This window comes from Aeromicrobium sp. REDSEA-S38_B2 (genome assembly GCF_001628525.1).
Lineage (GTDB): Bacteria > Actinomycetota > Actinomycetes > Propionibacteriales > Nocardioidaceae > Aeromicrobium > Aeromicrobium erythreum.
The window spans coordinates 23,866-38,914 of sequence record NZ_LUNH01000041.1; the positions used below are offsets into that span (position 1 = coordinate 23,866).

At 72.3% G+C, this 15,049-nt stretch carries 10 protein-coding genes and 2 pseudogenes; 5 read left to right on the plus strand and 7 right to left on the minus strand.

Going from position 1 to position 15,049, the window contains the following annotated elements:
* Positions 1-169 precede the first annotated feature (169 nt).
* Positions 170-3,559 (plus strand): S8 family serine peptidase, encoded by a 3,390-nt coding sequence (locus A6Q81_RS09980; protein ID WP_286690348.1) that lies wholly within the window; start codon positions 170-172, stop codon positions 3,557-3,559.
* Here A6Q81_RS09980 and A6Q81_RS09985 read toward each other — a convergent pair whose 3' ends face one another.
* From A6Q81_RS09985 to A6Q81_RS10005, 5 genes are all read right to left on the minus strand, one after another.
* Positions 3,560-3,829, minus strand: coding sequence for a hypothetical protein (locus A6Q81_RS09985; protein ID WP_286690349.1), 270 nt, complete (start codon positions 3,827-3,829; stop codon positions 3,560-3,562). It lies immediately after the preceding gene.
* A 572-nt stretch (positions 3,830-4,401) separates the two neighbouring features.
* Entirely contained in the window at positions 4,402-7,329 is a 2,928-nt protein-coding gene (locus A6Q81_RS09990; RefSeq protein WP_286690350.1) for a UPF0182 family membrane protein, read from the minus strand.
* 64 nt (positions 7,330-7,393) lie between these two features.
* Positions 7,394-7,942 (minus strand): PPA1309 family protein, encoded by a 549-nt coding sequence (locus A6Q81_RS09995; protein WP_286690351.1) that lies wholly within the window; start codon positions 7,940-7,942, stop codon positions 7,394-7,396.
* On the minus strand, positions 7,939-9,060 hold the full coding sequence (locus A6Q81_RS10000) for a YlbL family protein (protein ID WP_286690352.1): 1,122 nt from the start codon (positions 9,058-9,060) through the stop codon (positions 7,939-7,941). The genes A6Q81_RS09995 and A6Q81_RS10000 overlap by 4 nt, the downstream gene beginning before the upstream one ends.
* 35 nt (positions 9,061-9,095) lie before the next feature.
* Positions 9,096-9,518 carry a molybdenum cofactor biosynthesis protein MoaE gene (locus tag A6Q81_RS10005; RefSeq protein WP_067855909.1) on the minus strand — a complete coding sequence of 141 codons (423 nt, stop codon included), beginning with the start codon at positions 9,516-9,518 and terminating at the stop codon, positions 9,096-9,098.
* A gap of 97 nt (positions 9,519-9,615) precedes the next feature.
* On the opposite strand from A6Q81_RS10005, the gene A6Q81_RS10010 reads away from it, so the two are divergent.
* Complete coding sequence (locus A6Q81_RS10010) at positions 9,616-10,995, plus strand: zinc-dependent metalloprotease (protein WP_083516291.1); 1,380 nt, start codon at positions 9,616-9,618, stop codon at positions 10,993-10,995.
* On the plus strand, positions 10,992-11,546 hold the full coding sequence (locus tag A6Q81_RS10015) for an NUDIX hydrolase (protein WP_067855906.1): 555 nt from the start codon (positions 10,992-10,994) through the stop codon (positions 11,544-11,546). The genes A6Q81_RS10010 and A6Q81_RS10015 overlap by 4 nt, the downstream gene beginning before the upstream one ends.
* Here the strand turns inward: A6Q81_RS10015 and A6Q81_RS10020 are convergent.
* A complete protein-coding gene (locus A6Q81_RS10020; RefSeq protein WP_317698584.1) occupies positions 11,500-11,991 on the minus strand; it encodes a M48 metallopeptidase family protein in 492 nt (163 codons plus the stop codon). The two genes, A6Q81_RS10015 and A6Q81_RS10020, sit on opposite strands and share 47 nt — an antisense overlap.
* Before the next feature lie 351 nt (positions 11,992-12,342).
* Here A6Q81_RS10020 and A6Q81_RS10025 point away from each other — a divergent pair, with 351 nt between their 5' ends.
* Together A6Q81_RS10025 and A6Q81_RS10030 are read left to right on the plus strand one after the other, a co-directional pair.
* Complete coding sequence (locus tag A6Q81_RS10025) at positions 12,343-13,200, plus strand: hypothetical protein (protein ID WP_158509184.1); 858 nt, start codon at positions 12,343-12,345, stop codon at positions 13,198-13,200.
* Positions 13,201-13,582: 382 nt separating this feature from the next.
* Positions 13,583-14,092: pseudogene (locus tag A6Q81_RS10030) on the plus strand (AarF/UbiB family protein); the annotation flags it as partial.
* An 87-nt stretch (positions 14,093-14,179) separates the two neighbouring features.
* Here A6Q81_RS10030 and A6Q81_RS10035 read toward each other — a convergent pair.
* A pseudogene (locus A6Q81_RS10035) lies at positions 14,180-14,864 on the minus strand (inositol monophosphatase family protein); the annotation flags it as partial.
* Between the last annotated feature and the right edge of the window lie 185 nt (positions 14,865-15,049).

Below are 15,049 nucleotides of genomic sequence, written 5' to 3' on the forward strand. Positions count from 1 at the left end.
GCCAAGGTGACGAAACGGTTAAGCCCGCAATTGCAGGTCCGTCAGCCCTGGCGCACCAGCAGGCACGGGGTGAGACTGTCTCCCATGCCTCGCCCCTCCCAGGGCGGGCACGCCTTGTCCCACGGGGGGACGCCGGTCCACGGTCCGGTAGCAGAGAGGACGCACCACCTTGCGCACACGCCGCACACGGCTGCTCCGTTCAGGAGCCGCCTCCACCATCGCGCTCGCGCTCGCCATCACCTCGGCGGGCGCAGCGAACGCCGCGAACGACGAGCCGCGGTCCAAGGTCGAGCAGGCCCCGGAGCGGGCCGCGCAGACCGACGAGGTCAAGGACGCGCCGGCCGGCGACAAGCTCGGCCAGCCCGACCGCGAGCTGCTCGCCGAGGCCCGGCAGAACGGTGACAAGCGCGTCACCGTCATGATCGCCACCCAGCGCAAGGCCACCGGGGCCGTCGTCGACGCCCTGGAGTCGTCGGGCGCCTGGATCGGCAAGGTCGACGACAAGCTCGGCTACGTCCGCGCCAGCGTGCCCACCTCGCGCGTCGAGAAGGTCGCCGCACTCTCGAAGGTCGACGCCGTCGACCTCGACGAGACCATCCCGATCGACGACCCTGCCCCCGGCAAGGTCTCCGCCGACGGTTCCGCGCCCAGCAGCGCGCCCGGCGCGAGCACCCCCGACGCCAACCCGTACATGCCCACGCGCGAGACCGGCACGACCGACTTCGTCGCGAAGAACCCGAAGTACGACGGCCGCGGCGTCACCATCGGCATCATCGACTCCGGCGTCGACCTCGACCACCCGGCCTTGCAGGAGACCAGCACCGGCGAGCGCAAGATCGTCGACTGGGTCACTGGCACCGACCCGCTCCTCGACGACGACAGCACGTGGCGGGCCATGCTCACCTCCGTGAAGGCGACCCCGACGTTCACCTACGCCGACCAGACCTGGACCGCGCCGCGTGAGGGCACCTTCCGCGTCAACCGCTTCAGCGAGAGCATCACCGCCGGCAGCGAGCCCGGCGGCGACGTGAACCGCGACGGCGACACCACCGACCGGTTCGGCATCCTCTACGACGAGACGACCCACGACATCTGGGTCGATGCGAACCAGGACAACGTCTTCTCCGACGACGAGCTCATGCGCCCGTACAAGGAGAAGTTCCAGGTCGGCCACTTCGGCACCGACGACCCGTCGACCGACGTCGTCGAGCGCATGCCGTTCACCGTCGAGTACCGCGAGGACGTCAGCCTCGCGCCCGCCGGCCTGCCCGGCACCGCCGACTTCGTGAACATCGGCATCGTCGAGGACGCCCATGGCAGCCACGTCGCCGGCATCGCCGCCGGTCACTCGCTGTTCGGTGGCGCCATGAACGGCCAGGCGCCCGGCGCCAAGATCGTCTCGAGCCGTGCGTGCACGTGGGGCGGCGGCTGCACCGCCGCGGCCCTGCTCGACGGCATGGTCGACCTCGTCACCAACCGCGGTGTCGACGTCGTCAACATGTCGATCGGCGGCCTGCCCGCGCTCAACGACGCCAACAACGCCCGTGCCACGGTCTACGACCGTCTGATCGACGACTACGGCGTGCAGCTGTTCATCTCCGCCGGCAACAGCGGCCCGGGCCTGAACACCATCGGCGACCCGTCCGTGGCCGGCAAGGTCGTGAGCGTCGCGTCGTCCATCTCCAAGGAGACCTGGAAGGCCAACTACGGCTCGGTCGTCTCGGCCGCGCTCGCGCTGCACCCGTTCTCCTCGCGTGGCCCGACGGAGTCCGGCGACTTCAAGCCGAACATCGCGGCCCCCGGCTCGGCGATCTCGACCGTGCCCCAGTGGCTCAAGCAGCCCGACCTCAAGGAGGCCGGCTACACGCTTCCGGTCGGCTACGCGATGTTCAACGGCACGTCGATGGCCTCGCCGCAGGCCGCCGGCGCGGCAGCCGTGCTGCTCTCGGGCACCCTCGCCCGGGAGGTCCCGGTGACGCCCAAGCAGCTGCGCAACGCGCTGTACTCCTCGGCGAAGCTCTTCTCCGGTGAGACGGTCGCGGGTCAGGGCACGGGACAGCTCAACGTGCCCGGTGCGTGGAGCCTGCTGCTGAAGAAGGCCGTCACGGCCGACTACCGCACCGACGCGCCGGTCTGCACCCCGCTGTCGGACTTCCTGGCCAAGCCGGGTCGCGGCACGGGCCTGTACAACCGCTGCGCCGCCGACCAGGGCGGTCAGACGCTGAACAAGGCCAAGAAGTACGACGTGAAGATCACGCGCTCGTCCGGCACCTACAAGTCGGTCAAGCACACCGTGCGCATCGTCGGCAACGACGGCACGTTCCGCGCGCCCACCTCGATCACGCTCGCGCGGGGTCGCACGGTGAGCCTGCCGGTGACCGCCACCGCCAAGACTCAGGGTGCGCACTCGGCCATCGTGGAGATCGACGACCCGGCCACCCCGGTCGTCGACCACCGCGTCATGGTGACCGTCGTGCAGTCCACGGGCCTGACCTCGCCGAGCTTCGCCAAGGAGAACCGCGGCACGGTCCAGCGCAACCGGTCGACGTCGTACTTCGTGTCGGTGCCGAAGGGTGCCAAGGCGCTGCAGGTGAACCTGTCCGGCATCGCCACGCGCAGCCAGACGCGGTTCATCGCGATCAACCCCTACGGCGTCCCGGTCGAGTCGACGGCGTCGACGGCGTGCTACACCAACTTCAGCGACGCGAAGGCCTGCAAGCCGACGTCGCGGAGCTACGCCGACCCGTTGCCGGGTGTCTGGGAGATCGAGGTGGAGTCGCGTCGCACGTCGCCGCTGCTCGACAACCCGTTCACGCTGACCGCCGCGGTCCAGGGCGTCACCGTCGACCCCGCCTCCCAGGAGGTCGCCCCGGCGGCCGACGGTGGCGCGACGGCCCTGGAGTGGACGCTCAAGAACGCGTTCGGTCCGGTCACGGTCACGCCGCGTGGTGGCGACCTGGGCAGCGCCCTCGCGGAGCGCAAGACGATCGACGACGGTGCTCGCCAGACCTACACCGTCGACGTCCCGGAGGGTGCGTCGAGCCTCACGGCGACCATCGGCAGCACGTCCGACGCCGGCGCCGACCTCGACCTCGCCATCCTCAACCCGGACGGGTCGCAGGCCGGCCAGTCCGCGGACGGCGACTCCGAGGAGTCGGTCACGCTGGACGCCCCCGCCGCCGGCAGGTACACCGTCGTCGTCGACGGCTACGCGGTCCCGGCCGGCAGCACCGAGTACGACTACCTGGACGTGTTCTACTCCACGGGGCTGGGCACGCTCGCGGTCGACGACACGCCCGTCCAGCTGGCACGCGGTGGCACGGCGGTCGTCAAGGGCTCGCTGGAGCCCACGGCGCAGCCGACCGAAGGTCGTTCGCTGTTCGGTGAGATGCAGGTGATCTCGTCCGAGGGTGCGGTGCTCGGCAGCGGGACGGTCCGGGTGACCGGATCGGCCCCGGAGCCGACCCCGTCGGCGACGACCACGACGCCGACCGCCCCGGAGACGGCTCAGCCGCTCGCTCCGAAGGCGACGGCGTCGACGACGGACGAGCAGGAGTAGTCAGCCGCGCTCGACCTCGGCGACGACGAGCACCGGTCCTCGCTGACAGGTGGTGGTCGCGTCGGGGTCGGGCCGGCCCCGCACGGTGACACGGTCGCCGGCCTCGAGGCCGGCGACCGTTCCTGTGAGCACCCACGTGCGACCGGTCGCGGCGAGCGTGACGCACCGGTCCTCCGGCGAACGCTCCACGACACCGGTGACGGTCTGCAGAGCCGCCGACGGCTTGCCCGTCGGCGTCGGGTCGTCGGGCAGCGTCGGGTCGTCCGGCAAGGTCGGTGTCGGGTCGTCAGGCAGAGTCGTCGAGGGCGCAGGCGAGGGCGTGCTGCCGCTCCCCCCTCCCCCGCCGGTGCCACCGCACCCCGCGAGGACCACCGCCACCAGCACCCACCCGACCCGTCTCATCCCCCCAGAGTGCCACCGCCCCCGAAGCCCCGCGTCCCTGGTCGAGCAGGGATCGGACCGTTCCGCTGGTCGAGGAGCGGCGACGGCGAGCGCCAGCGAGCACGTCGGCGCGTATCGAGACCACCCGGCAACGGCCCCAGCGCGAGCCGACCCCCAGCGACCGCCTGGAGTGGTCTCGATACGTCACCTCACGCCTCGTCCCTCGGCGGAGGCGACTACTCGACCAGCAAAACGCTCCGCTGGTCGAGTAGCGGCGACGGCGAGCGCCAGCGAGCACGTCGGCGCGTATCGAGACCACCCCGCAACGGCCCAGCGCGAGCCGGCTCCCAGCGACCGTCTGGAGTGGTCTCGATACGTCCGACCGAGCTCCTTCGTCGCCGGTCGGCCTACTCGACCAGCGAAACCTTCGCCGGTCGAGTAGCCCGAGCGAGTCGAGCCCCCTACTCGCCGCCACTCTGGTCGGACTGGCCCAGGGCGTCCTGGGCGTTCTCGACCGCTGCGTTCATCTGGTTGATCCGACGCTGGTACTCGGCGAGGTCGCCGGCCTCGAGGGCCTTCTGGGCCGCGGAGTAGGCGGCGGAGGCGTCGCGCAGGTACTCCTGCGTCGTCTTCGCGCCACCGTCGCCACTGCCACCGGTGTCGCCACCCGAGGACTCCTCGTCCGGGTCGGGGACGGAGCCCTCCGCGAGGCCGAGCGCCACGCGCAGCGCCTCGTCGAGGGTCTGGCCGAAGCCGACCTCCTCGCCGAACGACGCCGCCACGAACTGCAGCACCGGGTAGCTGCCCTCCTCCGCCGTGCGTCGGATGTAGACCGGCTGCACGTACAGCAGCGCGTCGCCCACGGGCAGGGTCAGCAGGTTGCCGTTGAGCACCCGTGCGTCGGACTGGCGGAACTGCAGCAGCGCCTGCGTCACGCCGCGGTCGGAGCTGAACTGGTTGGCGATCTGGCTCGGACCCGGTACCTGCGTGTCGCTCGGCAGCTGCAGGATCTGCATCTTCCCGTAGTCCTCGCTCGACGCCTCGGAGTTCACCGACATGAACGCGGCCAGGTTCTGGCGGCTGTTCGGCAGGTAGACGCTGGTCAGCGAGAACGCGGGGTCCTCCTGGCCGGGACGCGCCGTCGTCAGGAAGTACGGCGGCTGGAGCGACTTCGGCTGACCCGACGGGGTCGCCGGGTCCTCGGGCACGCGCCAACGCTCGCCGTCCTCGTAGAACGTCTGCGCGTCCGTCACGTGGTAGCGCTCGAGCACGTTGCGCTGGACCTTGAACAGGTCGACCGGGTAGCGCAGGTGCTCCAGCAGGCTCTGGTCGATCTGCGAGCGCGGCTCGACGACACCCGGGAAGACCTTCATCCACGTCTTGAGGACCGGGTCCTGGGTGTCCCACTGGTACAGCTTCACGCTGCCGTCGTAGGCGTCGACGACGGCCTTCACGGAGTTGCGCATGTAGTTGACGTTGTCCGTCGGGAGCGCGGCCTGCGACGAACCCTGCGTCAGCGTGTCGTCCGTGGCCTGGCGCAGCGAACGTCGCTCGCTGTACGGGTAGCTGTTGCTCGTCGTGTAGCCGTCGACGATCCACACCACGCGACCGTCGACGACCGCCGGGTAGGTGTCGCCGTCGACCGTCAGCCACGGCGCGACCTTCTCGACGCGGTCACGCGGGTGCCGGTCGTAGAGGATCTTGGAGTTCTCGTTGACGCGGTTGGACAGCACGATGTTGGGCTCGGCGAACTTGAACGCGTAGAGCACCTTGTGGAAGAGGCTGCCGACGGGCACGCCGCCCTCGCCGTCGTAGGTGTTCTGCGTGGCGCTCTCGGCGCCGTCGTTGCCCGAGCCGCCACCGCGGGGGATGTCGACCTCGATCGGTGCGGCGCCCTCGGGTCGTCCGACGATCGAGTACGACGGCGAGCTCTCGCCGAAGTAGATCCGCGGCGGCACCTCGGTCTCGATCTCCCCGACCGGCGGGATGTCCTTCTGGACCCAGACGGGCTCACCCTGCTCGCCGCGCTGGTTGCCGCGCGCGGCGATGATGCCGTAGCCGTGCGTGTACACGGTGTGGTCGTTGGCCCAGTTGCGCTGGGAGTCCTGCAGGCCGCCCAGGTCGAGCTCGCGGGCCGCGATGATGACGTCCTGCGGGATGTCGTCGTCGCCCAGCTTGTAGCGGTCGACGTCGAGGGTCTGCGGGACGGTGTAGTAGCCGCGCACCTGCTGCAGCTGCTGGAACGCGGGCGAGATGAGCGTCGGGTCGAGCAGACGCGTGCTGACGCGCGACTCGGCCGACGCGTTGAGCTCCTGCGGCGTCAGGGTCGTGTTCGCGGTGTAGTCCTCGGTCTCCACGTCGGCGACGTCGTACGCCTCGCGCGTCGCCTCGATGTTGCGGGCGATGTACTGGCCCTCCTTGTCCGGCTCCGAGGGACGCACCTGGAAGGACTGCATGACGTAGGGCCAGACACCACCGATGAGCACCGACGTGAGGAGCAGCAGGCCCAGCCCGACGCCCGGCAGCACCCACGACTTCACGAACACGGACGCGAAGAACAGCACGGCGCACACGAGCGCTACGCCGATGAGGATGTTCGCTGCGGGGATCCGCGCGTTGGCGTCGGTGAAGCCGATGCCGGTGAACAGGCCGGAGCCGTTGACGGCGAGGTTGTAGCGGTCGAGCCAGTAGCCGAAGGCCCGCAGCAGCACGCCGAACCCGACGAGCACCGCCAGGTGCACCTGCGCCGCGCGCGTGAAGCGCGGGCCGCGTCCGGCGAACCGGATGCCACCGAACACGTAGTGCACGAAGACGCTCACCAGGACGGCGACGACCACCAGCGCGAACAGGAACGACGACAGGAAGTTGAACCAGGGCAGGTCGAAGACGAAGAAGCCGATGTCCTTCTTGAACTGCGGGTCCTGCTCGCCGAACGACGTGCCGTGGCGCCACAGCTGGAACGTCTCCCACCGCGACGACGCGACGGAGCCGGCGAAGACCGTCAGCACGACGGCGAGCACGATCAGCGCCGGACGCTTGACCGGCGAGAGCGCCTGCCGGTACCGGAACGCGGGGTCGTCGCGGCGCATGGGCAGCGTGTCGGGCTGCAGCCGGTGCGCGAGCCACGCGTTGGCGGCGACGACGAGCCCGAACAACAGGCCGAGCACCGCGAAGAGCCCGACCCGGTTCACGATCACGGTGGTGAACACGTTCGAGTAGTCGACCGAGCGGAACCAGAGCCGGTCGGTCCACACCGACGTGAAGATCGACCCGAGGAACAGCAGCGCCGCCAGCGTGACGAGCGTGGGCACGAGCACCTTCCGGCGCTTGTCGACCCCGCCGGGCGTCGGCTCGGGTCGGGGACGGGGGGTACCGAAGATGTCGCTCACGGGGCTCCAGGTGTCGTTCTGGGGTCGGGTCCAGCGGTGGGGCTGACGGTGGGGCGAGCCTACGTCAGGCGTTCGGGTCGAGGGTGCGGAGCAGGGCCTGCACCAGACCGGGCACCAGGTCGGGGCCCTCGAGGAGGGTGGCGTCGGCGGGCGTGCGGGCGCGCACGGCGCTGTGCCGCTCCCCCGTTCGGTCGACGACGGCCACGAGGCGCACGTCCTGGCGGGCGGGGTGGCGGGCGGCCGCCTCCGCGACCGCGGCCGGGTCGGACGGGAGGTCCTCCTCAGCCTCGGGCGGCAGCATGATGCGCTCGACGACGACGGCGCACCCGTCGACGGCGTCAGGCCACTGGATCTCCTCGAGCACGTCCTCGAGCGGTCGACCCGCGAGGTGCAGCTCCTGCTCGATCGTCGTGAAGCCGTCGGGTGCGTCGCGCAGCGGCACGGCGAGCTGGGCCGCGAGCGAGGGCTCGGCCTCCACGAGGGCGGCAGTGCGCACGAGCGCGTAGAGGCGGGGCGCCTGGTCCCACCCGTCCGCGGCCACGTGCGCCTCGACCTCGAGCGCGGCCAGCCGCAACGGGGTGGACGGCAGCGGCTCCTGCTCCGGCGTCGTCACGAGCACGTCCTGACCCGGGCGTCGGGATCCTTGGCGAGCGCCGTGAGCTCCTTGACGGCCTCGTCGAAGGTCGCCACCCGCACGAGGGTCATGCCGTGGTCGGAGCCTTGCGCGGCCTCGGCGCAGTTCGCGTCGGGCACCAGGAACACCTTGGCGCCGGCCGCCGCGGCGCCGGCGATCTTCTGCCGCACGCCCCCGATGGGGCCGACGGTGCCGTCGGGGCTCATGGTGCCGGTGCCCGCGACGGTGCGCCCTCCCGTGAGCGAGCCGGGCGTCAGGCGGTCGTAGATCGCGAGCGCGAACATGGTGCCGGCGCTGGGGCCACCCACCTCGTCGCCGACGTTGTTCTCGACGTCGATCGGGAAGTCGTAGACGGTGCCCAGCGAGACCCCCACGCGCGGGACGGAGGCGTCGCGCGGGTCGGGGCGGGTGGTCACGTCGACGGTGCGTTGCGTGCCGCCGCGGACGACGTCGAGCGTGACGGTCGCGCCCGGCTTCACCCGGCCGACGGCCTCGACCACTGACGCCGCGGACGAGGTACGTCGGCCGTCGACGGCGGTGATCTCGTCCTTCGGCTGCAGCTTGCCCGCTGCGGCACCGTCCTGCGCGACAGCGGCGACGGACGCGCGCTCGCCCACCCGGTAGCCGGCGGCCCTCAGCGCGACGACGAGCGAGCTGTCCTTGGAGCTGGTGAGCTGCGCCTGGCCCTCGGCCTTCGACGCCGCGGCCGACTCGTCGTCGGGGTAGACGATGTCGCGCGGCACGACGGCCACGTCGGAGGTGAGGAAGGCCTCGACGACCGACCCGAGACTCACGTGCGTGTCGGCGCGGGTGACGGAGACCGTGGTGAAGTCGAGCGCACCGTCGACGGGGTAGGTCTTCACGCCCTTGCCGAACGTGAACATCTGCCGGCCGCCGATCTCGCCGAACGTGTCGAACGCGGGGCCGGGACGCATGGTCACGTACGGGGCAGGCAGCAGGAAGGCCACGCACGTGAGGGCGACGACGCTCACGCCCGCGACGAGCAGGGTGACGTAGCGACGCCCCAGCCGGTGGGCGTCAGGGTCGTGCGGGGCGCCCTCGGGCACGGCGGTGTCTCGTCCAGGGTCGTCGGGCACGGCTCCACCCTAGAGTTCGACGACAACTGCGCCGGTCAACAGGCCCCGACCCACACGGCGTCGCCGGTCTCGAACGTCTGGTGCTTCCACACCGGCACCTCGGCCTTGAGCTCGTCGATCAGGCGGCGGGCACCGACGAACGCCTCGGCCCGGTGGGCGGCGGACACACCCACGACGACCGCGAGGTCGCCGATCTGCAGGTCGCCGACCCGGTGCACCGCGGCGACCGCGACGACGTCCTCCTCCGCAGCGACCCGCTCCGCGACCTCGCGCAGCCGCTCGACCGCGCTCGGGTGCGCGCTGTAGGAGAGGGCGCTGACGTCCTGCCCACCGTCGTGGTCGCGCACCGTGCCGACGAACAGGGCGACGCCGCCGGCGTGCGGGTCGCGCACCGCGGTGAAGACCTCGTCGAGGCTCAGGGCGGTGTCGCGGACGTCGACCAGGCGGACCGTGCTCATGGGACACCACCGTAGTCGGCGCGACCGCGCTGCGCCGCCCAGCGCGGGCAGCGGTGAACGACCCGACCCCGTGGGGCCGCCTCGATACGCTGGCCCCATGGCCGACACACCTGACGACCGCGACGACTCCTCCTCCGAGGACAACCGGGAGCCGCAGCAGCCCAACCCCTTCGCCGGGACGCCCTTCGAGCAGGTCTTCGGGGCACTCGGCGGGATCCCCGGCGCCGCCGGCGGGCCCGCCGGCCAGGCACCCGACCTCGGCGCGATCTTCGGGCAGATGCAGCAGCTGTTCAGCGGCGCCACGCAGGACGGCTCCGTCGACTTCGACACCGCCCGCGACGTCGCGCGCCGCACGCTCGCCGCTGCCGGCCCCGACCCGTCGCCGCACGCGGGTCAGGTCGGGGCGGTCGCCGACGCCGTCCGGCTCGCCGAGACGTGGCTCGACCGCGTCACGGACGTCCCCGCCGCCACGACGTCGTCCGTCGCGTGGAGCCGCGCGGAGTGGGTCGAGGCCACCGGCACCTCGTGGCGACGCCTCATGGAGCCCATCGCCGACAACGTGGTGGGGGCGATCGCGCAGGCCATCCCCGACGAGGCACGGGCCATGGCCGGCCCGCTCATCGGGATGCTGAACCAGGCCGGCAGCGCCATGTTCGCGCAGCAGATCGGCCAGGGCCTCGCGGGTCTGGCCACCGAGGTGCTGTCGTCGACCGACATCGGCCTGCCCATGGGTCCGAGCCGCGTGGCCGCCGTGCTCCCGCACAACGTCGAGGCGTTCGGCGAGGGCCTCGAGCACTCGTCGGCCGACGTGCTGCTCTACGTCACCCTGCGCGAGTGCGCGCATCACCGGCTCTTCGCGCACGCACCGTGGCTCGAGCAGGCTCTGGTCGGCGCCATCGACGAGTTCGGCGCGGGGACCCAGATCGACGTGGAGGCGATCGAGGCGCAGGTGCGCGAGATCGACCCCAGCCGTCCCGAGGCGATCGCCGAGGCGATGCAGGGCGGCCTGTTCGAGCCGCGCCGCACCCCCGGCCAGCAGCACGCGGTCGAGCGGCTCGAGACGCTGCTCGCCTTCGTGGAGGGCTGGGTCGACGAGGTCGTCTCGCAGGCCGCGCGCGACATGCCGTCGGCGCCGGCCCTGGCGGAGGCGGTCCGCCGTCGCCGCGCCACCGGCGGTCCCGCCGAGCAGACCTTCGCGTCGCTCGTGGGCCTGGAGCTGCGTCCGCGTCGTCTGCGCGACGCCGCGAACCTGTGGGCCGCGGTCCGCGACCGTCAGGGTCCGGCCGCACGAGACGCCGCCTGGACCCACCCCGACCTCATGCCGACCGCGGCCGACCTCGACGACCCGCTCGGCTTCGCGAGCGGCGAGTCCGGCGACGACGACTTCGACGCCGCGCTCGACGAGCTGCTGTCCGGCGAGGCCGGCGACGGCACCCCGGGCCGCGACGACGAGCCCGGCACCGGCGACGCCCGGTGACCCTGCACGCCGACGCGACGCGCACGCTGGCGGCCTGGACGGCACCCGACGCAGGCCAGGAACGGCTGCGCGTGGCGTACCTGGCTCACCTCGCCGCGCACCCTGACGGGATGCTGCGCCCCTGCAGGCCCGACCACGTGACGGCGAGCGCGCTCGTGATGACGGCCGACGCTCAGCGCGTGCTGCTGGTGCGTCACCGCAAGGCGGGGATGTGGCTGCAGACCGGCGGGCACTGCGAGGCCGACGACGCGAGCCTGGTCGACGCCGCCGCACGCGAGGCACTGGAGGAGACGGGCATCGCGGGCCTGCAGGTCGACCCCGACCCGCTGCGTCTCTCGCGGCACGCCGTGCCGTTCTGCTCCCCCGGCGGCCACCATCTCGACGTCCAGCTCCTCGCCGTGGCCCCCGTCGACGCCGAGCCCGTCGTGGCCGAGGACGAGGACCCGGTGGCCTGGTTCGGTGTCGACGATCCTGTGGAGCCGACCGATGCCGACACGCTGGCGCTCATCGCTGCTGCCAGGACACGCCTTCGAGGAACCCCTCGGCCTTGACCGCGTGCGGGTAGTCCGCCAGCAGCGCCCAGAACCGCGGGGAGTGGTTGGGCTCGATGAGGTGGGCGAGCTCGTGAAGGACGACGTGGTCGACGACGTAGTCGGGCATGTCGCGGACGCGGTCGGAGATGCGGATGGCCCCCGTGGCCGCGGTGCAGGAGCCCCAGCGCTGCGTCTGGTTGGTGACCCACCGCACCGAGGTGGGCACCGCGCGACCTTGGAGGTAGCGATCCGACAGGGTGCGCGCGCGGGCCATCAGCTCCTCGTCGCCGGCCGGGGTCCGAGCGACGCGGGCGTCGAGACGGGCCACGAGCCGCGCGACCTCCTCGCGCTCCTGCTCGGGTGACAGGTGGGCGGGCACGAGCACGATCGTGCGGTCGCCGTCGCGGTACGCCTGGATGGTGCGACGACGTCGCGTGCTGCGCCTGATCTCCACCTCACCCACGCCCTGGACGGTAGCCGAGGGCTCCGACGGACGAGGAATCTTCGTCCACATCCGCCGGGCGTGGTCGAGGCCGTCCCGTCGCAGGTCAGGAGGCGGTTCCGTACCGTCGGAACGTCGGTCTCCACCGGCTCAGACCCGTCTGTCCACGGGCCGTCCACACCGACCGACGGCGATGCGCACATCTTCCCCACAGACTTGTCCACAGGAGTGGACAACGGTTCTGCCAAGTCGGTTGACGCGCCCCTCTGGGACCCCTACGGTGTCCTCAGCCGGGCTCCCGAATCAGGTCCGCAGGGGAAGGCAGACCCTCGGGAGCCCGGCTCTCGCACGTCCGGCCCCCTGGATGCCTCCGTGGGCGCTGTGGACGCCCGCTGGTCCGCACCCGTCGAGCCCCGCAAGGTGGCGGTCATGACGTTGCGGCCCGTCCTCCTCCCGGGAGCCGACGTCGTGCGTCGTGACGCGCGACGACTGACCGTCGTCGGCCGACCCGACGTGGTGCTCACCGACCGACCGGGTCTCCTCGCCCTCCTCCGGCTGCTCGACGGTCGCAGCCTGGAGTCCGTCGAGCGACTGGCCCGGGAGAGGGTCCCGGAGCTCGAGGACGACCCGCGCTCGGTCGTGCAGCACCTGGTGGCCCGTGGCGCGCTGCGGCCTGGTCCGCCCCCCACGCTGCCGCGCCTCTCGGTCCGCATCCGGGCGTGGGCGGGCAGCGAGCACGTCGCACAGGTCGTGGCGGGCGCGGTCGACGCGCTGGGGCTGCGGCCCGACCCGGTCGGCGACGCCGCGCTGCTCCTGCTGGTCGCGGCCGGCGAGCCCGACCGGCACTGGGTGGCGCGAGCGGTCGAGACCGGTCTGCCGGTCCTGCCCGTCGTGGTCGACGAGCACTGGGCCCGCGTCGGTCCGCTGACGGTCGCGGGCAACACGTCGTGCCTCGGGTGCCACGACGCCGCACGCGCCGCCGCGGACCCGACGTGGGCCGCGGTGGTGAGGCAGCTCGGTCGCCCGCTCGTCGCCGCTCCCCCACCGTCGCCGGGGCCGGTCCTGCTGCACCGCCTCGCCGCCGCGGTCGCCGAGCAGACGGCGGCCTGCGCCGGACCGGATCGTCCCGAGACGGTGGGTGGCGTGCTCCACCTGCGCGGACGCGACGTCGTGCGCGAACCGGTCCCGGTCCACGAGGGCTGCACGAGCCTGCTCCACCGGGACGCCTGAGCCGATGGCACCTATCCTGGAAGACGTGGAGCCACAGGAGCCGGACGACACGACGGACGACCGCGGCACTGGCCGCCGGAGTCGGTCGTCGCTCCCGGTCGGGGCGTTCACGCGTGGCGCGAAGCTCGCGGCCCTGCCGGTCGGGTTCGCGGGCCGCACCGCCCTCGGCATGGGCCGGCGGATCGGCGGCGCGCCCGCCGACGCCGTGCTGACCGAGGTGCAGCGGCGCACCGCCGAGCAGGTGTTCAGCGTGCTGGGCCAGCTCAAGGGCGGCGCCATGAAGATGGGCCAGGCCATGAGCATCTTCGAGGCGGCGCTGCCCGAGGAGATCGCAGCGCCCTACCGAGAGACGCTCACCCGTCTGCAGGACGCCGCCCCGCCCATGCCGGTCGACGTCGTGCACCGTCAGCTGACCGCCGAGCTCGGCGGCGACTGGCGCGACCGGCTCGTCGAGGTCGGCGATCAGCCCGCCGCGGCGGCCTCCATCGGGCAGGTGCACCGCGGTCGGTGGCACGACGGACGCGAGGTGGCCGTCAAGATGCAGTACCCCGGTGCCGCGAAGGCGCTGCGCTCGGACCTGCGTCAGCTGTCGCGCATCTCCCGGCTGCTCGGGGTCCTCGCGCCGGGCATCGACGTCAAGGCGCTGCTGCAGGAGCTCGAGGACCGGGTGGTCGAGGAGCTCGACTACACGCTCGAGGCCGCCGCACAGCAGCGCTTCCACGAGGAGTACGCCGACGACGCCGAGATCTTCGTGCCGAGCGTCGTGCACGGGACCGAGCGCGTGCTCGTGAGCAGCTGGATGGAGTCCACCGGCTCGCTGGCCGACCTCATCCGCGACGGCAGCCAGGACGACCGCGACCGCTACGGCGAGCGCTACGTGCGGTTCCTGCTCACCAGCCCCGACCGCGTCGGGCTGCTGCACGCCGACCCGCACCCCGGCAACTTCCGGGTCGTCCCCGGCGTCGTCGGGCAGCCCGCCGAGGAAGGCCAGCGCGGCGTCGTGCAGGTGGGTGTTGGTCGCCACCGCGTTGCCGCCCCAGGGGCCGGCGCTGCCGTCGAGGGAGGTGAAGGAGCCGCCCGCCTCGCGCACGATCACGTCGAGGGCGGCCATGTCGTAGACCTCGAGCTCGGGCTCCGCGGCGATGTCGACCGCGCCCTCGGCCACGAGCATGTAGGACCAGAAGTCGCCGTACGCGCGCGTCCGCCAGCACCGCCGCATCAGCGACAGCACGTCCTCGAGGCAGCGACTTGCCGGTCCAGGCGCCGCCACCCGCGGAGGCCCACCACCGGCGCTGCAGCTGGGGCGCGGAGACGACGCCGACCACGACCTCGTCGTCCACGACCAGGGAGATCAGGGTCGCCCAGACGGGGACACCGCGCACGAAGTTCTTGGTGCCGTCGATCGGGTCGACGATCCAGCGGCGCTGGCTGTTGCCGGTGGTGCCCTGCTCCTCGCCGGTGATCGCATCACGCGACCGCACCCGCGACAGCGTGCGGCGGATGGACTCCTCGACGGCCTGGTCGGCGTCGGTGACCGGCGTGAGGTCCGGCTTGCTCATCACGTGCAGGTCCAGGGCCTTGAAGCGCGCGGTCGTCAGGGAGTCCGCGTCGTCGGCCAGCACGTGGGCCAGTCGGAGGTCGTCGGTGAAGTCGGGGGTGGCCACGAACGCACAGGCTAGCCTCAGGTGCGATCGGCGCCGGTGGCCCTACCGTGGTGGTCCATGGAGATCAACGGGATGCCCGCCCACGCCCTGCTCGTCCACGGGGCCGTCGTGTTCGGCCCGGTGGCCGGCCTGCTGGCCGAAGGGGGGGAAATGACGATCGGGGGTACCGAGTGCATGGCGTCTGT